This window comes from Nonomuraea sp. NPDC049269 (assembly GCF_043197155.1).
Taxonomy (GTDB): Bacteria; Actinomycetota; Actinomycetes; order Streptosporangiales; family Streptosporangiaceae; genus Nonomuraea.
In genome coordinates this window covers 974,399-997,509 of record NZ_JBICSO010000003.1, presented here as the reverse complement: position 1 = coordinate 997,509, position 23,111 = coordinate 974,399, and the positions used below count along the sequence as shown (strand labels likewise).

The 23,111-nt window shown below is 69.9% G+C and carries 18 protein-coding genes; 8 read left to right on the top strand and 10 right to left on the bottom strand.

Annotated features, from left to right (window positions below; genetic code table 11):
- Positions 1–8: 8 nt before the first annotated feature.
- The gene (locus ACGFNP_RS22110; protein WP_393321361.1) at positions 9–1,937 is read left to right on the top strand and encodes a protein kinase; all 1,929 of its coding nucleotides are present in this window, start codon (positions 9–11) and stop codon (positions 1,935–1,937) included.
- 2 nt (positions 1,938–1,939) lie between these two features.
- On the opposite strand, the gene ACGFNP_RS22105 is transcribed toward ACGFNP_RS22110, so the two are convergent.
- The 5 genes from ACGFNP_RS22105 to ACGFNP_RS22085 all read right to left on the bottom strand — a co-directional run bounded on the left by ACGFNP_RS22105 (position 1,940) and on the right by ACGFNP_RS22085 (position 7,636).
- Positions 1,940–2,188, bottom strand: a complete 249-nt coding sequence (locus ACGFNP_RS22105) for a hypothetical protein (protein ID WP_358339947.1) — start codon at positions 2,186–2,188, stop codon at positions 1,940–1,942.
- 53 nt (positions 2,189–2,241) lie between these two features.
- Positions 2,242–3,132 (bottom strand): transporter substrate-binding domain-containing protein, encoded by an 891-nt coding sequence (locus ACGFNP_RS22100; RefSeq protein ID WP_393321357.1) that lies wholly within the window; start codon positions 3,130–3,132, stop codon positions 2,242–2,244.
- 20 nt (positions 3,133–3,152) lie between these two features.
- Positions 3,153–4,502, bottom strand: a complete 1,350-nt coding sequence (locus tag ACGFNP_RS22095; RefSeq protein ID WP_393321354.1) for a hypothetical protein — start codon at positions 4,500–4,502, stop codon at positions 3,153–3,155.
- Positions 4,503–5,481: 979 nt separating this feature from the next.
- Positions 5,482–6,306 carry a phytanoyl-CoA dioxygenase family protein gene (locus ACGFNP_RS22090; protein ID WP_393321351.1) on the bottom strand — a complete coding sequence of 275 codons (825 nt, stop codon included), beginning with the start codon at positions 6,304–6,306 and terminating at the stop codon, positions 5,482–5,484.
- A 1-nt stretch (position 6,307) separates the two neighbouring features.
- Positions 6,308–7,636, bottom strand: a complete 1,329-nt coding sequence (locus tag ACGFNP_RS22085; protein WP_358339943.1) for a hypothetical protein — start codon at positions 7,634–7,636, stop codon at positions 6,308–6,310.
- A gap of 387 nt (positions 7,637–8,023) precedes the next feature.
- On the opposite strand from ACGFNP_RS22085, the gene ACGFNP_RS22080 reads away from it, so the two are divergent.
- Both ACGFNP_RS22080 and ACGFNP_RS22075 read left to right on the top strand, forming a co-directional pair.
- Positions 8,024–8,863 carry a glutamate ABC transporter substrate-binding protein gene (locus ACGFNP_RS22080; RefSeq protein WP_358339942.1) on the top strand — a complete coding sequence of 280 codons (840 nt, stop codon included), beginning with the start codon at positions 8,024–8,026 and terminating at the stop codon, positions 8,861–8,863.
- A gap of 6 nt (positions 8,864–8,869) precedes the next feature.
- Complete coding sequence (locus ACGFNP_RS22075) at positions 8,870–10,420, top strand: amino acid ABC transporter permease (protein ID WP_393321347.1); 1,551 nt, start codon at positions 8,870–8,872, stop codon at positions 10,418–10,420.
- A gap of 98 nt (positions 10,421–10,518) precedes the next feature.
- Here the strand turns inward: ACGFNP_RS22075 and ACGFNP_RS22070 are convergent, their stop codons facing one another.
- Positions 10,519–11,154, bottom strand: coding sequence for a DUF6069 family protein (locus ACGFNP_RS22070; RefSeq protein ID WP_358339940.1), 636 nt, complete (start codon positions 11,152–11,154; stop codon positions 10,519–10,521).
- Positions 11,155–11,232: 78 nt separating this feature from the next.
- Between ACGFNP_RS22070 and ACGFNP_RS22065 the strand changes: the two genes are divergently transcribed.
- The 3 genes from ACGFNP_RS22065 to ACGFNP_RS22055 all read left to right on the top strand — a co-directional run bounded on the left by ACGFNP_RS22065 (position 11,233) and on the right by ACGFNP_RS22055 (position 15,162).
- The gene (locus ACGFNP_RS22065; RefSeq protein ID WP_393321343.1) at positions 11,233–11,952 is read left to right on the top strand and encodes a trypsin-like peptidase domain-containing protein; all 720 of its coding nucleotides are present in this window, start codon (positions 11,233–11,235) and stop codon (positions 11,950–11,952) included.
- An 82-nt stretch (positions 11,953–12,034) separates the two neighbouring features.
- Entirely contained in the window at positions 12,035–12,766 is a 732-nt protein-coding gene (locus ACGFNP_RS22060) for an ABC transporter ATP-binding protein (RefSeq protein WP_358340001.1), read from the top strand.
- A complete protein-coding gene (locus ACGFNP_RS22055) occupies positions 12,760–15,162 on the top strand; it encodes an FtsX-like permease family protein (protein WP_393321340.1) in 2,403 nt (800 codons plus the stop codon). Before ACGFNP_RS22060 ends, ACGFNP_RS22055 begins: the two co-directional genes overlap by 7 nt.
- On the opposite strand, the gene ACGFNP_RS22050 is transcribed toward ACGFNP_RS22055, so the two are convergent.
- From ACGFNP_RS22050 to ACGFNP_RS22040, 3 genes are all read right to left on the bottom strand, one after another.
- Complete coding sequence (locus ACGFNP_RS22050) at positions 15,148–17,823, bottom strand: AAA family ATPase (RefSeq protein ID WP_393321337.1); 2,676 nt, start codon at positions 17,821–17,823, stop codon at positions 15,148–15,150. The two genes, ACGFNP_RS22055 and ACGFNP_RS22050, sit on opposite strands and share 15 nt — an antisense overlap.
- Before the next feature lie 22 nt (positions 17,824–17,845).
- The gene (locus tag ACGFNP_RS22045; protein WP_393321334.1) at positions 17,846–18,649 is read right to left on the bottom strand and encodes an N-acetylmuramoyl-L-alanine amidase; all 804 of its coding nucleotides are present in this window, start codon (positions 18,647–18,649) and stop codon (positions 17,846–17,848) included.
- A gap of 82 nt (positions 18,650–18,731) precedes the next feature.
- Entirely contained in the window at positions 18,732–19,109 is a 378-nt protein-coding gene (locus tag ACGFNP_RS22040; protein ID WP_358339935.1) for a VOC family protein, read from the bottom strand.
- An 86-nt stretch (positions 19,110–19,195) separates the two neighbouring features.
- On the opposite strand from ACGFNP_RS22040, the gene ACGFNP_RS22035 reads away from it, so the two are divergent.
- Positions 19,196–20,968 (top strand): MOSC domain-containing protein, encoded by a 1,773-nt coding sequence (locus tag ACGFNP_RS22035; RefSeq protein ID WP_393321330.1) that lies wholly within the window; start codon positions 19,196–19,198, stop codon positions 20,966–20,968.
- Here ACGFNP_RS22035 and ACGFNP_RS22030 read toward each other — a convergent pair whose 3' ends face one another.
- Positions 20,969–22,048 (bottom strand): aldo/keto reductase, encoded by a 1,080-nt coding sequence (locus ACGFNP_RS22030; protein WP_358339934.1) that lies wholly within the window; start codon positions 22,046–22,048, stop codon positions 20,969–20,971. It lies immediately after the preceding gene.
- 163 nt (positions 22,049–22,211) lie between these two features.
- On the opposite strand from ACGFNP_RS22030, the gene ACGFNP_RS22025 reads away from it, so the two are divergent.
- Complete coding sequence (locus ACGFNP_RS22025; RefSeq protein WP_393321327.1) at positions 22,212–23,075, top strand: helix-turn-helix transcriptional regulator; 864 nt, start codon at positions 22,212–22,214, stop codon at positions 23,073–23,075.
- Positions 23,076–23,111 lie beyond the last annotated feature (36 nt).

Here is a 23,111-nt window from a genome sequence, read left to right as displayed (position 1 = left end):
ATTACCGCATGCCAAACTTCACGCCGCTCATACCCGGGGATCCACAGAAGCTGGGCGGCCTGGAACTCCTCGGCAAGCTGGGCGAAGGCGGGCAGGGCGTCGTCTACCTTGCCGGAACCCCCATGGGTGCGCGCGTGGCGATCAAGTGGCTGCGCCATGACCAGTCCGACGACGAGGACAGCGTCGAGCGTTTCCTGCGCGAGGCGGAGGTCGCCCGGCGGGTGGCGCCGTTCTGCACCGCCACCGTGCTCAGCACGGGCGTCGAGCAGGGCCGGCCGTACATCATGAGCGAGTACGTCGAGGGCCGCTCCCTGGAGCGGATCGTCAGGGACGACGGCCCGCTCACCGGCGGCGACCTGGAGCGGCTCGCCATCGGCACCGCCACCGCGCTTGCCGCGATCCACGAGGCCAACGTGGTGCACCGGGATTTCAAACCCGGCAACGTCATCATGGGCGCCGGCGGGCCGCGTGTGATCGACTTCGGGATCGCGCGCACGCTGAGCCCGACCACGATGACGAGCAGCACGCAGATCGGGACGCCTGCCTACATGTCGCCCGAGCAGATCTTGGGGCAGGGGCTCGGACCCGCGACCGACCTGTTCTCCTGGGCGGCCACGATGGTCTTCGCGTCGTGCGGGCGGGCGCCGTTCGGCAGCGACGGGACGCACGCCGTGATGAGCAGGGTGCTCAGGAACCCGCCTGATCTGGGCTCGCTCGATGGACGGCTACGTGACCTGGTGCGGCAGTGCCTCGACAAGGACCCGGCTCAGCGGCCGACGGCCAAGCAGGTGATCCTGGGCCTGCTACGGAACGCGGAGCCCGACGCCGACCCCCTCGTGGAGGGGACCAGACAGGCCGCTCCGCATGCGGACCGCACCAGGCCGTCGCGCAAGCCGATCCTCATCGGCGCGGGGGCGCTGATCGCGGCGGTCGTCGTGGTGGCCGGGGTGGTCCTCGTGCCCGGGTGGCTGCGGAAGCCCACGGCCTCGCCGGAACTCGTGGCCACATCGTCTCGTCCGCCGTCTTCGGCTCCGGCCACCCCCGTCAAGACCAGGCTGCCCGGCGGCTCGATCACGCTCTACGAGCAGTCGTCCGACCCGGTCACGCTGACGGCGTACGAGGTCGATGACCAGAAAAATGATGATGACATCGACTATGCCCGGCAACCGCTGCGGGGCACGTTCGACAAGTATCCGGGCAATGTGGAGTCGCTGGTCTCCCCCAACGGCCGTTATCTCGCGGGAAGGCCGTACGGATATACCTCGGACGGCTACGACTCGATCCTGATCACCGACAGGTCGGCGGGCTCCAGTTTCCGGGTGAAGACCGTACGCAAGCCGCTGGACGCCGCGCTCCGTTCCTGGTCGAAGGACGGCTCGAAGATCCTGCTCAACGTCAACAAGAAGATCAAGAAGGACTGGGTCACCGTGGGTTTCGCGATCATCGACGTGGCCGAGGGCAAGGTCAAGGTGATCAATGTCGCCGACGACTCGATCGGGGGCAGCGACTTCGGCTGGGACGGCGATGAAGAGGGCGTGGTCATCGTCTACGGCAAGGACGAGGGATTGCGCTTCTTCGACGCTTCCGGCAAGCCCACACGGGACATACCGGGTGTCGGGCGGCTGGCGTCCGGGACCCGCGACATCTTCTCGCCGTCAGGTAAGACGTTCGTGACTGACTGCCCGGGCGGCGGCGACGGCGACCACTGTCTCTGGGACGCCGGCACCGGCAAGCAGGTCCGCAGGTTCTCCTCCGACTGCGACAAGGTGCTCGGCTGGTACGACGAGTCGCGGCTCTACTGCTGGGAGCAGGACAACGCGGCCAATGACGAGGTCCGCGTCATGGGGTTCGACGGCAAGCTGACGCGCAGGCTGCTGGAGGTGCCGGACAAGCTGGATGTCTCCCCTTATTTCACGGCGACTCCCAGCAGTTCTTGACGTCAGTACTCCACCCACAGGTAGTAAAGGCCGGGGGCGTTCCAGTTGGTCGGGATGACGGTCTCGCAGTAATAGAAACGCCAGGTGCCGTTGGTCTGGCCGTAGTAGCCGATCCCGTTGCACTGGTCGGGCCAGCCGTAGGTGCCCTGCTTCACGTAGCCGGGTATTTCGGCTTGTGCGGGCGAGCTGAGACTGATGGTGGCGACGAGGGTGGCCGCAGCCATCGTGAGCGCGGCGAGGATACGCTTCATATAGGAAAGTTAACTAAGGATTTGGCAATAGGCAACGGCGTTCGCCACGGCTTTCAGCCGGTGGGCGGGTTGCGGAGAAAGGTCTGCGCCAGGTCGCAGGGGCGGTCGGGTGGAGTGTTCTTGGGGCAGAAGTTGGCGACGATCGACTTGGCCCAGGTCCCGTCCTTGATCATGTCTCTGATCGCGTTGTTGATCTCGGTGGCGTCCGTGGGGGACTTGGCGATCATGCCGATGCCGTATTGCTCGGGCCTGTCCCAGACCTTGGTGTTCACCAGGTACAGGCCGGAATTGGCGGCCTCGTGACCGTAGAGGATCGCGTTGTCGGTGACGACGGCGTCGGTGGCGCCGGCGAGCAGCCTGTCGACGCACAGGGCGATGCTGGCCTGGGGGTCGAGGATCATCTTGGGGCTGAACTTCTTGTTGAGCGCATCGAGATGCTGGTACGGCGTGCTGGCCGGGGACGTGGTGCAGACGTCGTGGGCGCGCAGATCATTGACGGACTTGATCTTGTTCTTGTCGCTTTCCCGGATCAGGATGTCCTGGAAACTGAGCAGGTAGGGGACCGAGAAGGTGATCCCCTTGTTGATCCGGCCGTCGGTGATGGAGTAGCTGGCGATGATCAGATTGTCGATGCCCTTGAGCAGGTGGTCGTCCCGGTCCGCCGTCTGCACGGGGTGGAGGTGGTTGTTGTCGCGGGTGAACGTGATGCCCAGCTTGCCCATCACGTAGTAGGCGACGTCGACGTCGAGGCCCGACCAGGCGTTGGTCTTGAAGTCGTAGAGACCGATGCCGGGCTGGTCGCCGTGTGAGCCGATGCGCAGGCTGGAGTCCTGGTAGAAGCGGCTGTGCGCGGGCGGCTTGGAGCCGGAGGAGGGTGCCTGCCCGCAGGAGATCAGGACAATCGCTAACGTGGCGGAGCTGACGATCGACCACCATGGGCGCACGATGGGTCTCCTTGCTGGGCTCAGCGCACCCGGTGCGCCGTGGTGTCCGATGGGTCGAGAGTGAACTTGCAGCTCTTGCCGAACTCTCCTGCCACCACGACGACGTGGAGTTGCAGGTCGGATATCGTGCCGAGGTTGCCGACCGGGATGGGCGGAGTGGCGATCTTCGCCTGCCCGGCGGACAGCGGGCCGTGGGCGATCTGGTTGCCGTCGCCGATCAGCGTGTACGTGAGCCGGGAGTCGTGAACGCAGGCGTCCGCCAGGGACTCCGAGGCCAGGCCGAGGTGCAGGGTGATCGTCCATTCGCCCTCGTCCGCGGTGTCCGGGGATCTGGCGGGAGAGACCAGGCCGAGGGGGATCCGCACGCCTTCGCGGCCGGGGGTGAGCTCGTACCGGTCGTTGAACCGCAGGACCACGTCCGGGGTGTGCGTCCCGCCGGCGGGGGTCGCCTGGACGACGATGGCTGTGGCGAGACAGGTGATCGCCGCTGTGGTGATGATGGCGAGCGGCAGGGTGATCGACTTGAACCGCGCGGTGGCGGCACGGTGGCGTTCGACTTCCCGCTCCAGCTCCACTTCGGCGGGGTTTTCGGCGTCGTCCGCGGGTCTGGTGGCGAGGTCCCGCTCGGCCAGCGTCCGGGCCAGGTCAGACTTGGTCTGGGCGAGTTCGGCCCTGGTCCGGGCGAGTTCGTCTCCGTACTCCTGCGCGGGCCCGAGCCGCACGTCGGCGTTCGCGAGAGGCGCGGTGGCTCCGGCCCCCGTTCCCGCTCCGGCGACGGACACGGGCAGGGGGTGGGGGTGGGGCGCGGTCGCCTGGTCCACCGGCGCGGGGTCCGTCGCCGCAGTGGCCGAGGCCGCAGGGGCTGAGGCCGTCAGCTGCTGCCGGGCCATGTCCACGTAGCCGCTCACGGTCCTCGCCCGCCGGCCGAGGTTCGGCATGTTCCCCTGGTCGGCGTCGCGCCAGAGCTCCAGCCACATCTCCAGCGTGCCGTAGCGGCCGGCGGCGTAGCCGGTGGGATCCTTGTCCTCCAGGACCTCCAGGAACACGTCCACGCATACCTCGACGCGCGGCTTGGGAGGCATCGCGCCTCGCGGGGACTTCCCGGCGAGCAATTCACCGATGCGCTGCCCTCCCGCTTTGTCCCGGCGGGCGTCGAGGCGGGCCAGCCGGCTCTCCTCCACGGCCCGCTTGCGCGCCACCTGTTGCCGCAGGCCCTCGGCCACCCCGGCGGGCGGCTGCTCGTGAAGTGCCCTCTCGGCGTCGCGACCTGCGGTGATGCGCAGGCAGAGCAGCCGCTCCACCTGCGCGTGGGACACCCCGTGAGACTCGACCGCCATCCCGAGTGCCCGGAGCAGGACGATGAACTCCACGGTGGAAGGTCGTGGCTCCCGGTGCGCCCTCGCCACTGCCTGCTGCACCTCCCACCGTCTCCCGGGCTCCCGGGATCGGGGAGACATCGGGAAGAGCTCTCTATAAGAAGGAGGATAACTGGAATTAGTCGGGTAGCACGGGCGAAGAGTGGAGTCGCAGGGAAGCCCGAGAATATCGCCACGGAGCAAGCTGCTCCGAACTTCGCGGGCAGGCTCCGAGAATGGGCGAAACTTCCGGATTGTCGATGAAAGCTCCGTACGGACGTCCCCCAATAGGTGGATGAAGGCGTCCAGAAACGGAGGAATCCGTGAGTATCCAGCCGCCGCGCAGGGGTGACGCAGAGGAGACCTCGCACCATACTCGAGAATGCAAGGTCACATAGCGTCAATGATGATGTTGGCGGTCAGGAGCGAAATCAACCCCGTGAGCTCGTGACCGGGTGACCGGAACCCCGCCCCTCTCTGCCGACCTGTGGAAATAGGTGCATACCAGCAGATCGGTCCCGATGAGAAAGGAAAATCCATGTTACACCCCTGAGCGGGGAGCGCCCAATGGCTGATGTCGTGCCGCCTGTGTCCCCAGGCTGCCAGCCGAATCGGGCACCCCTCCGCTCAGTGGCCAACCTCCGTCAGATCAAAGCTTCTGGAGGTCGATTCCAATGAAGCACAATGTCAGCGGACAGACCACGGCCAATCCACATCCCGCTCATTCGCTCAAATTCCGAAAGATCCTCTGGAGGGCGTCCGCCCTTCTCGCGTCCGCCCGGCGTGCGGTGGTGTTCCTCCTGCCGGGTGCGCTCACTGCTCTCCTGACGGCCGTGCCCGTCGTCGCCCTGATGGCCGTCGGCTATCAGATCGGCGGGGTACCGGTCATGTGGGGCACGCTCATCGGCACCGTTTTCCCCCTTCTTCGCGGGATCGGAGACTGGCGCCGGGATCGGCGGGCCCGGGATCGACGGGACGAATCAGCGTGATGAGATCAGCGTGACGAAGTCCGGCCGGCCGTTCCCGATCGGGGAGCGAGCCGGCCGAACTGTTCGTCGACGAAGGCCAGGACGGCGGGGTCCATCTCACCGTCGGGCACCGGATCGGGGGAGAACATCCCCCATTCGCGCCCCCGCACCAGCAGCCCATGAGTACGACGGGCATGATGACGGACCTTGGCCGGATTCAGATAGGTGATGGAGTAGCCCATCCGCCGCCCGGCCGAGTGATTGGCCGCCGACCCGTGCACGATCGCCATGTGGTGCAGGGAGAACCGGCCGGCACTCAGCGTCAGCTCGACCGCCTGGGCCTCGTCCACCTCCCCGGAGATCTCCTCGTACGAGAAGAGCATGTTGGCGCTGCCCGACGGCGAGGCGGCGTGCCGGCGAGGGGGCAGCAGGTGACTGCCGGGGATCACCCGCATGGCGCCGTTGAGGGACGTACTCGGGATCAGCGCCACCCAGGCGGTGCAGACGGCGTCGCCCTCGATGTCCCAGTAGTAGGAATCCTGGTGCCAGGCCACCTGCTCAGGCCCGCCCGGCTCCTTGATGAACAGCGAGGACCCCCAGCACAGGACGTCCGGCCCGAGCACCGCCTCGACGGCGTCCACGATGCGCGGATCCGCGACGACCGGCGCCAGCGCCGGCAGCTTCAGATGCGCCTTGTTGCGCAGCACCAACTGCTCCTGGACGCCGTGCCGCCGGCCGAACGCCGCGATCCGCGCGCCCAGCTCCGCGCATTCCCCTGCGGTCAGGCCGGGCAGGTCGGTGAGGTAGCCGAGACTCCGGTACCGGGCGAGGTCGGACGGTGAAAGGGCCATGTCAGCGCTCCTCGGCGAAGACCTCGGCGTCGAGGTCGAGCAGGTTCATGAACGCCGGGAAGGAGTCGGCGGTGTCGGCCGCGTCGCCGATCCGGCATGGCCGCCTGCCGGCCAGGCCGAGCAGGACCGTCGCCATCAGGATGCGGTGGTCGCCGTGGTCGGAGAAGTCGGCGTCGCCCTCGTGGGACACGCGGCCCCGGATGTCGAGCCCGTCGACCGTTCCCTCCCGGTCCGTCACCAGCGCCACAGGGATGCCGACCCTGTGGAGTTCGGTGGCCATCGCAGCGATGCGGGGGGATTTGTGGTGCTGGGTGAGCCTGCCTCCCGTGATCCGGATCCGGCCCGGCACGGTCGCCGCGACGGCCGCCACGGTGGGCAGGATGTTGGGGCAGTCGCGCAGGTCGAAGTCGGCGTCGGCGGCCCCGGTCAGATCGCCGCAGTCGATCGTGACGCTCCCGTCCCCGTCGAGCCGGTGGACCCGGGCGCCGAGTTCGGTGAGGATGCCGACGATCGTGCGTTCGCCCTGCGCGCTGTGCGGGTCCAGGTTGGTGACGGTGACGCGGCCCCGCGTCACGGCGGCGGCGCCCATGAGGTAGGAGGCCGAGGTGTAGTCGCCGGTCAGCCGTAAGGTCCGCGCCTGGTATCGCTTCCCGCCGGGGACGGTGAGTTCCCGCATGCCGGGTGCCTCCTGGACCGGCACCCCGAAGCGGCTCATCATCTCGACGGTCTGCCTGATGTAGGACATCGAGTACAGCGGGCCGCGCAGCCGCAGCCGCAGTGGGTCCGCGGCCAGCGGGGCGGCGATCAGCAGGGCGGTGGCGAACTGCGAGGAGACGGTGGTGTCCAGGTCGTACCGGCCGCCGGGCAGGCTGTCCGACAGCGTCGCGAACGGCGGCCGGCCAGGTGCCCCCGGGAACAGGAAGCCGACGCCCTTGCCGGCCAGGACCTCGAAGAGCGGCCCGAACGGGCGCTCGCGCAGCGAGCAGGTGCCGTCGACGATCAGCCGGCCGGGCAGGGCCGATCCGATCACGGCGCACACCCGCGCGATGAGCGCCGAACCGCCCGCCCAGACGTAGCCGGTGCCGTTCGCCGTGCGCCACGGGTCCGCGCCCACGATGTCGATCCGGTCGCCGGTACGGGTGATCTCGGCGCCGAGGGCCCGGCACGCGTCGGCCATGAGCTCGGTCTCCCGGGACACGAGCGGGGAATGTAGGGAGGTCCGGCCGTCGGCCAGCGTGCCCATGATGAGGGCGCGCTGGGTTTCGGGTTTGGAGCCGGGAGCGCGGAATACTCCCTGTAGCGGCGGTCGCTTGGCAATCGATCGCGGCATTCAAGACCCTCCGACCACCACAAAGATGATGGATTTCCGAATTGATCGGGGATGGGGGAGCTTGCGACCCTAAGTGTGCGTTCTGTGGTGGTCTCTGTCCATACGCGGGGTTATGTGAAGTCGCGACGTGGACACCGCGCGCCTGAGCTCCGCTATGTGATCTTCGTGCTGGGTCGCGTGCTGGCCGGAATGAAGGCTCCCGCTTTTTCCCGAAGCCCGCTCGGCCCCCCGAAGATACCGGCATTTTCCCAATCGAGAAACACTCAGCCGATTAGCCGGCACGCTGACGTATCGTTTCCGGATGACCGGCCTTTGGCACGCGTGGACGTGTCCGCCGAACCGATTTCGACCTCACCTTCCCTTCGCGCGGAAACTCAGGGAGACGTCATGCGCGCAAGTCCCACCTGTCTCGTGTTCACCATCACCTTGCTCGCGGCCTCGCTCACCGCCTGTGGCGGCAATGACGATTCCATCGTCGGCAAAAAGTCCCTCGTTATCGGGATAAAGACGGATTTGCCGGGCTTGGGGCTTCAAACGGCGAACGGATTCACCGGGCTGGACGTCGACATCGCCAGGTACGTCGCCCGCCACCTCGGCGTCGCCGACGGGGACGTCACCCTGAAGAAGACCACCTCCGACGTACGCGAGCAGTTCATCGAGCAGGGGCAGGTCGACCTGGTGGTGGCGACATACTCCATCAGCGACGACCGGAAGCGGAAGGTGTCCTTCGCCGGCCCCTACCTGGTCACCGGCCAGGACATTCTGGTGCTCGCCGGCAACAACGGCATCACCGGCGTGGACAGCCTGCGGGACAAGGTGGTCTGCGGCGCGTCCGGCTCCAACTCGCCCAAGCGCCTCGCCGAGCGGTTCGGCGGCGTCGCGGACGTCGCCAACGCCTGGGGGCGCGGTCATCTGAAGATCCTCAACGGCTACGGCGCCTGCCTGCCGTTGTTGCAGAACTCCACGGTCGACGCGATCTCCACCGACGCGACCGTGCTGGCGGGCTTCGCCGCCCAGACGCCTGGCCGGTTCCGGCTGGTGGGCAAGCCGTTCTCGACCGAGAAGTACGGCATCGGGCTGCGGCGGGACGACAAGCGGGGGCGCGAGGCCGTCAACGACGCGCTCGCCCAGATGTTCAAGGACGGCAGTTGGAAGCGGTTCATCGACGCCGATCTAGGCGAGTTCGGCACGTACTTCACCACCCCGCCGGCTCTTGAGCGCTACTGATCTCGCATGCGGGTCCTGCTGGACGAACACGGAAGGATCATCGCCGCGTTCCTGCTCACCCTGAAGCTGACGGGGGCGTCCGCGGTCGTCGCGTTCATGGTCGGCATCGTGCTGGCCGCCGCGCGGATCAGCCCGCTGCCGGTGCTGCGCCGGGCCGGGGCGGTGTACGTCGGGGCGGTGCGCAACGTCCCGCTGACGCTCGTCGTGCTGTTCTGCGGACTCGGCCTGGGCAGTGTGCTGAACCTGCGGTTCTCGGCCGACGAGTCGGTGCAGAGCTACTGGCTCACCGTGATCGGGCTGGGCGGCTACACCGCGGCCTTCGTGTGTGAGGTGCTGCGCGCCGGGATGGCCACGGTGCCGGTCGGGCAGGCCGAGGCGGCGCGCGCGCTCGGGCTGACGTTCCCGCAGACCGTGCGCCTGGTGGTGCTGCCGCAGGCGGTCCGCAACGTCGTGGGGCCGCTCGGGGGCCTGCTGATCGCGCTCACCAAGAACACCACCGTGGCCGCCGCGATCGGCGTGCTGGAATCCGCCACGATCATGAAAGAGCTGTTCAACGACCACGGCGACGCGGTGATCCCGATCTTCCTCGCCTTCGCCGCCGCGTTCCTCGCCGTGACCCTGCCGACCGGCCTGCTGTTCAGCCGGTTGGCCGGACAGCTGACCGTGCGGCAACTCGGCGCGGCCGGAGCGCCGATCGCCATGTACGACGTACCCGGGCCGCGCGCGCGGCTGCGCGGCAACGCGCTGAGCGTGGCCTTCACCGCCGTCCTGCTCGGCGCCGGTTGGCTGCTGTGGCGGAGGCTGGCGGACACGGGGCAGTTCGACGCCCGGCTGTGGGCGCCGTTCGGGGCGGGCCAGGTATGGGGCAATCTCATCCTGCCTGGATTGGGCAACACGCTGGCGGCCACGGTGACGGCCGTCGTGCTCGCGTTGCCGTTCGGGGTGCTGTTCGGGGCGGCGCGGCTGTCGGCGTACCGGCTGGTCCGGGTGCCCGCGGCGGCGGTCGTCGAGTTCTTCCGCGCGGTGCCGCTGCTGATACTGATCTTCTTCAGCCAGTTCGCCGGCTACCAGCTCGGCTTTACGGTGTCCGCGTTCGTCGCGCTGACCACCGGGCTCGTCCTCTACAACGGCTCCGTGCTCGCCGAGATCTTCCGGGCCGGCATCAGGGCGGTGCCGATCGGCCAGGCGGAGGCCGGCTACGCTCTCGGGCTGTCCACGTCCGGGGTGATGCGGCTGATCCTGCTGCCGCAGGCCGTCACGGCGATGATGCCCGCCATCGTCGGTCAGCTGGTGGTGCTGCTCAAGGACACCGCGCTCGGCTTCATCATTTCCTACAACGACCTGCTTTATCAGGGCTTGGACGTGGTGGCGGCGAACTACCAGAACTTCATTCCCGCGGCCATCGTCGTGGCGCTGATCTACATCGCGGTCAACCTGGCCCTCGGCCGGGTGGTGACCTGGCTGGAACGCCGTGGCCGCACCCGTCGCGCCGGCCCGGTCCGCGACACGGTGACCATCCCTGTCGATCAACCGCGTTGGGACGCGTCCAGCGCGTGAGCCGGTGTTCGGCCCAGGCGTTCTCGGGTAGCGTCGTCGGCGTTCTGGACGCGATTCCCGGCTACCGGCAGGAGCGAACGGTGTCTGACTCCTGCAGCTCAGCTGTACGGGTCGTGGTCCCGGCGCTCGTATCCGCCGCGCTGCTCGTATCCACGCTGCTCGTACTCACGCGGGCGCTCGTACCTGCGCTGCTCGTATTCCCGCTGCTCATATCCGCGAGGCTGCTCGTACCCGCGGGGCTGCTCGTACGGGTACGGCTCAGGATCCGGCATCTCCTCGATGGCCGTGCGACCGATCGAGGTCAGCAGCGAGGCGATGGCGATGCCGATGACGAGGTTGATGATGGCCGTGGCGACCTGCTTGATGATGTCGGCGGTGTACATGAACGGCAGGATCGTGATGATCACCGCGAAAAGCCCGGCGATCCAGGCGAAGAACTTGGTCGGCTCCGGCGTCGACAGCATGAGAAGGTACAGCAGCAGTGTGGCGACAAGTGCGGCAGCGGCGGCCGTGATCGCGTATCCCGTGGTCGCCGCGCTGCCGTACGCGGAGGTCCCGGCGGGAGTGAGCACGCGGATGCCCAGGAGCCGGCCGCTGATCATGACTCCGACCACCACGATCAGTGCGGCCACCACGGCGGCGGCCACGCCACCTCCCCACACTCGCGCCGGGTTGACCCTGAAGCGGGCCGACCCGGAGTGGCGATCATGGCGGTCATGGGAGGGATATGACATGCGAATCACCTTTGTCGCGAATCGTGATCAAGCGCTTACGGAACCCTACACGCGCTGTCAAGAGAGAGGCATGGCCTGATGCGCCTGCTCTGGTTACCGATCCTGCTCGTCCTGGCCGGGTGCTCGAGTGCGGTGCCCTGGGCGCTGCCCTTCCTCAACCCGGCGCCCACCGGTGAGGTCGTGAGCCCGGCGAAGTTCGCCAGTGAGAAGCAGAGCGTGGTGCGCCTCTCGGGACGCGCGACGTCGTGCGACAAGCAGATCGAGGGTACGGGTTTCGTCTTCACCCTCCATCGGGTGGTGACGCCTGCGCACGTGGTGGCCGGCGTCACCGAGTCCCTCACCGTGACCGCCCACGACGGCAAGGCATATGAGGCCCGTGTCGTCGCCTTCGATCCGGAGGTCGATGTCGCGGTCCTGTACGTACCAGATCTGCCCGCGCATCCGCTGCTCATCGACGGAGCGACGCGCGGCGCGGCCCATCTGATCGGCTATCCGAAGGACGCGAAGCAGGCGGTGGGACTGCCGGCCGCGATAGAACAGACCGTCGAGGCAGAGGGCCCGGACATCTACCGCGAACACGATGTGACCCGGACGGTCCTCAGCATCTCCGCCGACGTGAGCCCCGGATTGAGCGGCGCGCCACTGATCGTTCCGGAGGGTACGGTCGCCGGGATGGTCTTCGCCGGGGCGATCAGTGACCCGAACCGCGGGTTCGCGCTGCCCACCGAGGAACTCCTGCCCATCACCAACGCCGCGAGTGAAACCACGAAGCGGGTCTCGACCCGCCAGTGCGATTAGGGCCGCCTGACGCGCCGGATCCTAGTCACTTGTCCGGTACCGGCGGCGACCTGGCGTCCCTAGCGTTCTGCTCGTGAAACTCATGGAAGCCCTGGACTCCGCGGTCGAGCTGACGGCGGTCACGAAGCACTACGCGCACGGTGTCACCGCGCTCGACGACGTGACCATCGGGTTCGGCAGGGGCACGTTCACCGCCGTGATGGGGCCGTCCGGATCGGGCAAGTCCACGTTGTTGCAGTGTGCGGCCGGCCTGGACAAGCCCACGTCGGGCCGGATCACGGTGGACGGCAGGGACCTGACCCAGTTGACGGAGCGGAAGCTGACCCTGCTGCGCCGCGACCGCATCGGATTCGTGTTCCAGTCGTTCAACCTGCTGCCCTCACTGACCGCGGCACAGAACGTGGCGCTGCCACTGAAGCTGGCGGGCCGCAGGGTGGACCGGGAGCTGGTACGACAAAGCCTGGACGCGGTCGGCCTGGCGGAGCGGGCCGGCCACCGTCCCGCCGAACTCTCCGGCGGCCAGCAGCAGCGCGTGGCCATCGCCAGGGCGCTGGCCGCCAGGCCCGCCGTGCTCTTCGCCGACGAGCCGACCGGCGCGCTGGACACCAACACCAGCCGGGACGTGCTGCGGCTGCTGCGTTCGCTGGTGGACCGGCACGCGCAGACGATCGTGATGGTGACCCACGACCCGGCCGCGGCGGCGTACGCCGACCGGGTGCTGTTCCTGGCGGACGGCCGGATCTGCGGTCAGCTGCTCGACCCCACGGCCGAGGCCGTCTCGGGCCGCATGCTGATGCTGGAGGAGTCGTGCTGAGCATCGCGTGGAGCACCCTGCGCACCCGCCTGGTCTCCTTCCTCGGCACCTTCCTCGCGCTCGCGCTCGGCACCGCGCTGATCGCCGCGATGGGCCAGGTGCTGGCCACCACCGTGAACTCTCCCGACCGTGCCCCGCAGCGTTACGCCGCCGCGCCGTACGTGGTCGTGCCCGACGAGCGACTGCACGTGGACACCTGGCAGGGCGGGCAGAGCCAGCCGCTGGCGGAGCGGCACGGCCTGACCGCCGAGCTGGCCGCCCGCTTCCCCGGCGCGGTCGTCGACCGGATCTTCCCCGCCCAGGTCGCGGGCGGCCAGGACGCGGTGGGCCGGCCCTGGTCGGCGTCCCGTACCGCGCCACAGCGGCTGACCGAGGGCCGGGTGCCGCGGACCTCGCGGGAGATCGCGGTGAGCGCGGCGGCCCTGGCGGGTGAGAAGGTGCGTGCGGAAACCCGGGTGGGTGACAAGGTGAGCGTGATCACGCGGTCGGGGGCGAAGCCGTACACCGTGGTGGGTGTGACGGACGGGCCGCCCACGGTGTTCTTCACCGACGAGCAGGCCGCCCGGCTGTCCCCGCGCATCGACGCGCTCGCCCTGTGGACGAAGCCGAGCGGTGTACCGGTGCTCACCGGGCAGGCTCGGGCGCTGATCGACCCCAACCGCGAGGGTGACGAGCGGGCCCGCAACAACGCCAACACGATCGTCGGCATCGCCGCCGGGTTCGCCGTGTTCATCGCCGTCTTCGTGGTGTCGTCGACGTTCGCGTTCGCGGTGGCGCAGCGGCGACGCGAGTTCGCGCTGCTGCGGACCGTCGGCGCGACCCGCCGGCAGGTGCGGCGCATGGTGTACGGCGAGGCGGGGTTCGTCGCCCTGGCCGCCTCCGCGCTGGGTGCGCTGGCCGGGCCCTACGCCGCGGGGCCGATTCTGGATTGGCTGGTCGGCCTCGGGATGGCACCCGCCTGGCTGGTGCCGAGCACGCAGACCTGGCCGGCGGTCACGGCCTTCGCCACGAGTGTGGTGGTCGCGCTGGCCGGCGTGAGCGTCGCGGCCAGGCGGGCCGGCCGGGTGCACCCGGCGGAGGCCATGCGCGAGGCCGCGATCGAGCCTCGGGTGATGACCTGGGGGCGGCTGCTCGTCGGCGGCGGGTTGTTCGGCGCCGCGCTGGTCAGCATGGCGGTGAACGCCGTGACCGATCCGCAGGGCGCCGCCAACAACAAGTCGTTCATGCCGGTCCTGATGCTGCTCGTGGCGGGCGTCGGTCTGCTCGCCCCGGCAGTAGTGCGACCGGTCGCCAGGCTGTTCGCCGTACCGCTGAGCCGCCTTCGCGGTGCGGGCGCCACCTTGGTGCCCGCCGCTGCGGCCACCTCCGTCAGGCAGACCGCGGCGACGGCGGCACCGGTCCTGGTGGCGGTGGGACTCGCCGCCGCGCTGCTCGGCGCGGCCGCGATGACCGACGCGGCGAAGACCGCGACGCAGGCGGCGCCGGTGCTGGCCGACTACCTGGTGCTCCCCGAAGGATCAGGGGGACTGGATCGGCAACTCGTCGAGCGCCTGCGGGCCATCCACGGCGTGGAGGTCGCGACCACGGCCCCGACCAGCCTGTACACCCTTGAGGGCAAGACCGCGCTGATCAAGCGGCCGACCGAGGCCGTGGACCCGGCCAAGCTCCGGAGCGTGCTCGATGTCCGGGTGATCAAGGGGTCTCTGGCCCAGCTGAACGACGGCACCATCGCGGTCTCGCAGACGTGGGAACTCGAACTCGGCCAGACCGCGAACCTGTGGCGGGCCGACGGCAGCGAGGTCTCGCTCAAGGTGGTCGCGCTGCTCGCCCCGAACGCGCCGTCCGACTCCTACGTCACCACGGCACACGCCTTCTCCGCGCCGGTGACCACGGCCTACGTGAAGCTGCGGCCGGGAACCCCGGCACCGGACGTGGAGTCCGCGCTGCGGCGGTCCACGCAAGGCCACAACGCGCGGGCGCTCACCAAGGACGCCTGGGTGAGCGAGACGGGCGACCGGCGCGGCTCCGCCAGCCGGCTCGGGCTCCTGGTGGTGCTCGGCATCATCCTCGCCTACACCGCGATCGCGCTGGTCAACATCCTGCTGATGGCAGCCTCGGATCGGACGGCGGAACGGGCGTCGCTGCGGCTGCTCGGCGCGACCCGCGGCCAGGTGGTGAGGTACGTCGCGGGCGAGGCGCTCCTGGTCGTGGCCATCGGCGTGGTGCTGGCCGCCGCCGTCGCGGCGATCAGTCTGGCCGGGCTCTGGAGCTCGCTGGTGCGGATCGCCGGGCCGATCGCGATCAGCGTGCCCTGGCCGGCGATCGGCGCGGTGACGGCCGGGTGCGTGGTGCTCGCGCTCGTCGCCGCCGTGGCGCCCGCGCTACGCCGCGCCTAGGTCCAGCCGGGCCAGCTCCACCCGGGAGGAGACGCCGAGCTTGGGAAAGGCCCGGTAGAGGTGGTAACTGACCGTCTTGGGGCTGACGAAGAGCCTGGCGCCGATCTCCCGGTTCGTCAGGCCCGTCACGGCCAGCCGGACGATCTGCAGCTCCTGTGGCGACAGCTCGGTCAGCTTGCCGGAGACGGCGGGAGCGGCGACGATCTCTCCGGCGGCGCGGAGCTCAGCGGCGGCCCGCTCGGCCCACGGGACGGCGCCGAGCCGTTGGAACGTCTCCAGCGCGGCACGCAGCCGGGTGCGCGCCTCACGCTTGCGTCGCTCGCGGCGGAGCCACTCGCCGTACACCAGGTCGGTCCTGGCGCGCTCCATCGGCCGGCCGTGTGGCCGCGATGCGGCGGCGAAGAGCTCGTCGCCCGGATCGACGAGCGCGCGGCAGCGGGCCAGCACCGCGTCGGCCCAGTCGAGCCGCGCGGCTCCCGCCCATTCCGCCAACCGGTCGAGCGGCTCCTTCGCCCGATCCGGCAGCCCCGCTCGTACGGCCGCCTCGACCTGGTCGGGAGCGAAGTAGACGGCCTGGATCTGGTGGCGCACCGGCCCCGCGAGAGCGGACTCCAGCCGGTCCAGCGCCTGCGTGTGGCGGCCGCGACTCAGATCGAGCATCGCCTGGGCCCACTCCGACCAGGCCACACCGTTGGCGATCCCGGTCACGGCGAAATGCTCGGCACAGCGCCCGGCCAGCTCCGCGCACCGGGCGTCGTCGCCCTCTACGGCGGCGATCCAGGCCAGCATGCCCTCCAGGTAGCCGGTCCGGTGCGGCTGGCCGAAATCCCTGGCGATCCGCAGCCCTTCGGTGGCATCGGCTTCGGCGTCGGCGAACCGGCCGAGATAGACCGCGGACGCGGCCAGTGTCACGTGCGCGATCGGCAGCCAGCCGGTCATGCCGAGCGCGCCGCACTCCTCGACCAGCGCCGCCGAGATCTCCCGCTGCCACTCGAACTCGCCCACCAGTCCGGCCACGAACGCGCCGTTGACCCGCAGACCGTAGGAGCCGCGCTCGATACCGCGCGCGTCGAGCACCAGCGGGCGCATGCCGGGCAACGCTCTGGCCGGGCCGTGGTTGAGCGATTCGGCGGCCGCCGCGACCGCGTCCACGGCGGTGTCCAGACCGTCCTCCTCGCGCAGGGGCAGGCGGCGGAGCCGTACGGCTGCCTCCTCGACCCGCTGTGGGTCGCTGAGCTGCCAGGCGTTGCGCCCCGCGTCGACGAGCATGAGACCGGCGGCGACCGGGTCCAGCTCGGCGACCCGGTCCGCACCGGAGAGCAGGATGTCGTGGGCGGTGTGGACGGAGCCGCGTTCGAAGGCGACCCTGGCGCGGAGCCCGGCGAGCCTGGCGATGGAGCGCGGGTCTTCGACGAGGCGGGCGGCCCTTTCCGCGAGCGCCTGGGCTCGGTCGGGCAGCCCCGCGTCCGCGGCGGCCACGGCCGCCTCCGTCAGCCGTCTGGCCAGCGCCCCCTGGTCGGTGGTGAGTTCGGCGGCGCGTTCGAGCGCGGCCGCCGCCGCCGCGTGGCCGTGCCGTGTCCGGGCCCGGTCCGCGGCCCGTTCCAGCGCGACGGCGACCTGCTCGTCGGGTCCCAGCGCGACCGCGGCCAGGTGCCAGGCCCGCCTGTCGTCCTGGTCGTCCAGTACGTCGGCCAGCGCCCGGTGCGCGACCAGCCGCTGGTCGAAGGCGGCCGAGTGGACGGCGGCGGCCCGCATGAGCGGGTGTACGAAGGTGACGCCGCCACCGCTGGGCGCGAGGAAGCCGGCCCGCTCGGCCGTACCGAGTGACTCGGCGCCGAGCCCGAGCCGCTGGGCCGCGCGCAGCACCGTGCCCAGGTCGCCGGTGTCCTCGACGGCGGCGAGCAGGATCATCAGCTGGGCTCCGGCCGGCAGCTCCGCGATGCGGGTCGCGTACGCCTCCTGGATCCGGCGCGGCAGCGGCATCAGGGTGTACGGGTCGGCGGTGCGCGGCAGCTCGATCAGCGCGAGCGGGTTGCCGCGGCTCTCGGCCAGGATCCGGCTTCTCACTCCTTCCGCCAGGTGCGGGTCACGTTCGGTCAGCAGCTCGGCCGCCGACTCGGCGTCGAGCGGGCCCAGCCGGCGCTCCGGCAGGCTCGGCGCGCTGAACCCGTCACGTGCGGCGAAGAGCAGTGCGACGCCCTCGGCGTCGAGCCGCCTGGCCGCGAACAGCAGCGCGTCCGCGGAGGCCCGGTCCAGCCACTGCGCGTCGTCCACCAGGCAGAGCAGCGGGCCGTCCTCGGCGATCTCGGACAGCAGGGACAGCGTCGCGAGCCCGATGAGGAAACGGTCCTCGCCCGCGGCCCCGCCCAGGCCGAGCGCGCTTTTCAGCGCGAGTGCCTGCCGCTCGGGCAGCGCCTCCGCGCGAGCCAGCTCCGGCCGCAGCAACTGGTGCAGCGCCGCGAACGGGAGCTCGGCCTCGGTCTCCACCCCGACGCTGCGGAGCACCCGCAGATCGGCGGCCCGCTCGGCGGTGCTGCGCAGCAGGGCGCTCTTGCCGATGCCCGGATCGCCGTAGATCACAAGAGCGCCGCTGCGCCCCGCACGCGCGCTCTCCAACAGGCCGTCAATGACCTCCTGGTCTCCGCGTCTGCCCTTAATCACCCGGAAAGAGTACGGGGTCCGATCAGCCGGTGAGGTACTTCGTGAGGCCCGCGGCCAGGGAAGTGGCGATGCGTTCGCGGAAAGCGGGGTCCGACATCTTGGCGGCGTCGCCGCGGTTGCGCATGTTGCCGCACTCGACGAACACCGCCGGGCGGGTCGACAGGTTCAGTCCGCCCAGGTCGGTGCGGGTCTCCAGCGCGTTCCTGCCTCGGTACGTGGAGTAGGGGAGGCCGGTGCCGCTCCGATAGGCGTTCCTGATGATGACGCCGAGCCGCCGGGACGGCTGGATGATCGCGTCGTTGTGCCCTTTCACCAGGCCGGGCAGGATCACATGGAACCCGTGCCCGCTCGCGGTCGCGCCGTCCCCGTGGATGGACAGGACCGCGTCCGCTTTCGCGTGGTTGCCGATGGCGGCCCGCTCGGTGACGCACGGCCCGACGCCGGTGTCGTTGGGCCGGGTCAGCACCACCTTCGCCCCCATCTTCTCCAGCAGCGGCCGGAGCTTGCCCGCCACGTCCCAGGTGAACGCGTGCTCGGGGTATCCGGCGTCGGTCTCGGTCCCCGTCGTGTTGCACGGCTTCCGCTGCGTGATGATGTCGACCTGCCGGTTGATCACTTCTGGGTGCGCCGCGTTGCCACCGTTGTGGCCGGGGTCGATCACCACCGTCTTCCCGGCCAGCGCGGGCGTCGGTGTGACCCGTCCGGTCGCCGGGACGGCGAGCCTCGGGGTGGTGGGGTGCGGTGCGGACGGAGTCGCGCCGCCGCACGCGGTGGACAGCGTCACCAGTGCGGCGAGGATCACCGATGCCGCTTCATCGGCACGCATGACTCGTACCGTACCGGCCGGCCTCTCGGCGGCCGGTCGGGAATCGGCCTGCTGACGTCCTTGATTGTGGAGATCAACGCGGTCACGTGACGTCCAGTTGCCGGCGGAGCAGGCAGAACTCGTTGTCCTCGGGGTCGGCCAGCACGTGCCAGGACTCCTCACCCGTCTGCCCGACGTCGGCGAACCTGGCGCCGATGGCCAGCAGCCGGTCGAGCTCGGCGGCCTGGTCCCGGTCAGTGGGGTTCACGTCGATATGCAGCGGAAGCCGGCCCGTCTTCGGGTTGTCGCTCGGGCTGAGGATGATGGTCGGCTGTAGCCCGCCGAATCCCTCCTTCGGGCCGATCTCGATGCTGCCCTCTTCACGGTCGAGCACCACGTAGCCGAGCACCTCGCACCAGAACGCGGCGAGGCGCTCAGGGTCGCGGCAGTTGAGGACGAGTTCACTGATGCGGCATGCCATGAGGCCCTTTATACCCAGTCACAGCACTGGGGCTTGGTAGTCTTTGTGGTGGTTTGTCACGATAGTTCTCGGAGTTCGTTTTCGCGATGAACGGCCGCGCCAAGCTGCTGGCGATCAACGTGGGCCTGCCACAGGACGTCTCCTGGCATGGCAGGACCGTACACACCGGTGTGTGGAAGCGGCCTGTCACCGGGCCCCGGATGGTACGCCGGCTCAACATCGACGGGGACGGCCAGGGAGACCTCGACGGGCACGGCGGTGAGCAGCGCGCGGTGCTCGTCTACCAGATCGACTCCTACCGCTACTGGCAGGAACAGTTCGGGCGCGACGACTTCACCTTCGGGCAGTTCGGGGAGAACTTCACCGTTGACGGCCTGCCCGACGACGAGGTGTGCGTCGGCGACCGCTACCGGATCGGCGAGGCGGTGTTCGAGGTCACCCAGCCGCGCGTCACCTGCTACCGGGTGGGCCTGCGGATGGGCGAGCCCCGACTGCCCGCCCTGCTCGTCTCCCACCGGCGTCCCGGCTTCTACCTCCGGGTCATCACCGAGGGCCGGGTGGCGGCGGGGCAGGAGATCGTCAAGATCGCCTCCGGCCCGGAAGGCATGACCGTCGCCGAGATCGACGCCCTGCTGTACCTGCCCGGCCACTCCCGCGAGCGAGTGGCCCGCGCGCTGCGCATCCCCGCTCTCAGCCCCGGCTGGCAGGCCTCCTTCCGGGCCCTGCTCGACCAGCCCGACGGCGAACCGGCCGGCAACGCGGGGCTGGTGCCTGTCTCCGCCGGTGGGCCGCCGCCTGCCTGGGAGGGGTTCCGGCCGCTGCGGGTCACCCGTATCGACGCGGAGAGCAGGAGCGTGTTCTCCCTGACACTGGCCGGCATCGACGGCACGCCACTGCCGTTGGCGCTGCCCGGCCAGTTCCTCACCGTACGGCTGCGCCCGGACGGCGGCGGCCCTCCCCTCATCCGCAGCTATTCGCTGTCCGGTCCCCCGGACGCCGCCGCGTACCGCATCAGCGTCAAGCAGGATCCGCACGGGGTCGCCAGCGGCTATCTCCGCGCTCACGTGCGCGTGGGCGACGTCTTCGAATTCGCGGCGCCGCGTGGCGCCTTCACCCTGGACGCCGGCGACGCGCCGGTCCTGCTGGTCTCCGCGGGCATCGGCGTCACCCCCGTCCTGGCCATGCTGTACGCGCTGGTCGCCGCGCGTTCCCCCCGTGAGGTCTGGTGGTTGTACGGAACGCGCGACGGCACCGAGCACCCCTTCGCCCAGGAGAGCCGCGACCTGCTGGCCCGGCTCCCCAACGCGCACCGGCACATCTGCTACAGCCGTCCGGCGCCCGGCGACCGCCAGGGCGTCGACTACCAGACCGTGGGCCGGCTGTCCCTCGACCTGCTCAGCGCCGTCGGCGCTCCACGAGCCGCCCAGGTCTACCTGTGCGGCCCCGCCGCGTTCATGAACGAACTCCCCGCCGCCCTGGCCTCGTCCGACCTCGCCCCCGCCGGCGTACACACCGAGATCTTCGGTACGGGACCTGCCCTGAACCCCGGCCTGACCAGCGTCCCCGCACGGCCGGTGCACCCGCCGGCGGGTCCGCCCGGCACGGGCCCGCGGATCTCGTTCGCGCGCAGCGGCCTGACCGTGGGCTGGGATCCCGCCTACGCGAGCCTGCTCGAACTCGCGGAGGCCTGCGACGTGCCCACCCGCTGGTCCTGCCGTACGGGCGTCTGCCACAGCTGCGAGAGCGGCCTGCTGTCCGGAAGCGTCGACTACTCACCAGAACCGGTCGACGTGCCGGCCCGGGACAACGTCCTGATCTGCTGCTCTCAGCCCCGCGACGAGCTCGTCCTGGACCTGTGATCAACCGTGATGGTCGATCGCCAGCTTGGCCCCGCCGAACATGACGTGGCGCGGCATCGGCCGGGTCAGGAACTCGTGGGGGAAGCCGAGTTCGACGGCGCTGGCCTCGTCGAGGGCGGTCAGTTCGTCCTCGGTGAAGCGCACGTCCAGGGCACCCAGGTTGTCCTCCAGCTGCGCCAGGGTTCTCGCCCCGATGATCGGCGCGGTGACCGCCGAATCGAGCAGCGTCCAGGCGAGCGCGACCTGCGCGGGTGTCGTCCCCTTCTGTGAGGCGATGTCCTTCACCACGTCGGCGATGGCGAGAGCGCGTTCGGTCAAGGCGCCGTTGGCCGCCGCGACATTCTTGCGCGTCCCCTCGGGCGCGGCCGAGGCGCCCGCGTGGTCGAGGTCCGCGGTGGTGTACTTGCCGGTCAGTACGCCGCTGGCCAGCGGTGACCAGGGGATCACGCCGAGCCCCATCTCACGCGCCATCGGGATGAGATCGCGCTCCACGGTCCGTTCGACCAGGCTGTACTCGATCTGCAGCGCGATCAGCGGGGCCCAGCCGCGTAGCTCGGCGATCGCCTGCATCCGCGAGATCTGCCACGCCGGCGTGTCGGAGATGCCGACATAGAGCACCTTGCCCGCGCGGACGAGGTCGTCCAGGGCGCGCAGCACCTCCTCGACCGGCGTGGTGCCGTCCCAGGCGTGCAGGTAGAGCAGGTCTATGTAGTCGGTGTTCAACCGGCGCAGGCTCGTCTCCACCGACTGGACCATGCTCTTGCGGTGGTTGCCGCCCGAGTTCGGGTCGCCGGGGCGGGTGGCCAGGGTGTATTTGGTGGCGAGCACCAAGCGCTCGCGGCGCCCGTGCGCGAACTCGCCGAGCAACTGTTCGGCCGTGCCGTTGGTGTACTGGTTGGCCGTATCAAGGAAGTTGCCGCCTCGATCGACGTACGTGTCGAAGATCTGGCGTGCTTCGTCCTTGTCGGCGCCCCAGCCCCAGTCCGACCCGAACGTCATGGTCCCCAGCGCCAGCGGGGAGACCCGCAGGCCGGAGCGGCCCAATAGTCGGTAGACGTCGAGAGCGACAGATCCAGCCACGATGGCCTCCAGACAGGTGGCGGCGGCGTATGTCATCGGCGGGCTCGGCCGCCGCCGCGTTCCGAGCCGCTCACCACAGGTTGTCGCGGCCGCAGGCGGCGAACCAGTGAAGGCCCATCCTGGGACTGCCGTTCCCAGGCAGCCCGACGGTAAGATCGAGGTGGTGAGCAGCGAAGTGGACGTGACTCATGAGCTGGCGGCGTTCTTGCGGACCCGCCGCGAGCGGCTGACTCCGGACGAGTTGGCACTCCCGGCGAGCGGACGTACGCGCCGCACCCCGGGCCTTCGCCGGGAAGAGGTCGCGGAGCTGGCCGGAGTCAGCGTCGACTACGTGGTCCGGCTGGAGCAGGGGCGCGGCCTGCACCCCTCGCCAGAGGTGCTCGAGGCGCTCGCCCGGGCCCTGCGGCTGACCGACGACGAGCGGGCCTACCTGTTCGACCTGGCCCAGCAACGACCCGTGACCCGGCCCCGCCCGGTCGATCAGGACCCCGGTCTGCTGGCCCGGCTGGTTCACGACCTGTCACCGCTGCCGTGCATGCTGCTCAACCACCGGTTCGACATCCTCGCCTGGAACGCCGAGATGGCCGGGCTGCTGCTGGACTTCGCCGCTCTGCCGGACGAGCAGCGCAACTCGCTCTGGCTCTGCTTCCTCCACCCGGACTTCCGCGACCTCTTCCGCGACCGCGAGCAAGTGCTGCGCGAAGGCATCGCCGACCTGCGCGCGGCCTGGGCCGCGCACTCCAGCGACGCCGCCCTCGACGGCCTGGTCACCGAGTTGACGGCACGAAGCGAGGACTTCGTTCGCTTGTGGGGGATGCGCGACGTCAAAGTGAACGGGCGAGGCCACAAACGTCTGCGCCACCCCCGGGTGGGGCCGCTCACCATCGACTTCGAAGTGCTCAATCCGCTGCAGGACCCCGATCAGCGGCTCGTCATCTACCGCGCCGCCGACGCCGCCTCGCAGGCCGCCCTGGACGCCATCGCCCGCGAGAGCACGAACGGGCTGCGCACGCTGCGCGCACTGTGAGCCCTCTGTGGCGGGATCGTCCCGAAACCGGGCCGA

What these genes read in the sequence shown, in the direction of transcription:
- ACGFNP_RS22040 (WP_358339935.1), bottom strand. Translation starts at nt 19,109, where the DNA reads ATGGCATGCCGCATCAGTGAACTCGTCCTCAACTGCCGCGACCCTGAG.
- ACGFNP_RS22110 (WP_393321361.1), top strand. Translation starts at nt 9, where the DNA reads ATGCCAAACTTCACGCCGCTCATACCCGGGGATCCACAGAAGCTGGGC.
- ACGFNP_RS22080 (WP_358339942.1), top strand. Translation starts at nt 8,024, where the DNA reads ATGCGCGCAAGTCCCACCTGTCTCGTGTTCACCATCACCTTGCTCGCG.
- ACGFNP_RS22075 (WP_393321347.1), top strand. Translation starts at nt 8,870, where the DNA reads ATGCGGGTCCTGCTGGACGAACACGGAAGGATCATCGCCGCGTTCCTG.
- ACGFNP_RS22070 (WP_358339940.1), bottom strand. Translation starts at nt 11,154, where the DNA reads ATGTCATATCCCTCCCATGACCGCCATGATCGCCACTCCGGGTCGGCC.
- ACGFNP_RS22045 (WP_393321334.1), bottom strand. Translation starts at nt 18,649, where the DNA reads ATGCGTGCCGATGAAGCGGCATCGGTGATCCTCGCCGCACTGGTGACG.
- ACGFNP_RS22090 (WP_393321351.1), bottom strand. Translation starts at nt 6,306, where the DNA reads ATGGCCCTTTCACCGTCCGACCTCGCCCGGTACCGGAGTCTCGGCTAC.
- ACGFNP_RS22060 (WP_358340001.1), top strand. Translation starts at nt 12,035, where the DNA reads ATGGAAGCCCTGGACTCCGCGGTCGAGCTGACGGCGGTCACGAAGCAC.
- ACGFNP_RS22105 (WP_358339947.1), bottom strand. Translation starts at nt 2,188, where the DNA reads ATGAAGCGTATCCTCGCCGCGCTCACGATGGCTGCGGCCACCCTCGTC.
- ACGFNP_RS22035 (WP_393321330.1), top strand. Translation starts at nt 19,196, where the DNA reads ATGAACGGCCGCGCCAAGCTGCTGGCGATCAACGTGGGCCTGCCACAG.
- ACGFNP_RS22085 (WP_358339943.1), bottom strand. Translation starts at nt 7,636, where the DNA reads ATGCCGCGATCGATTGCCAAGCGACCGCCGCTACAGGGAGTATTCCGC.
- ACGFNP_RS22065 (WP_393321343.1), top strand. Translation starts at nt 11,233, where the DNA reads ATGCGCCTGCTCTGGTTACCGATCCTGCTCGTCCTGGCCGGGTGCTCG.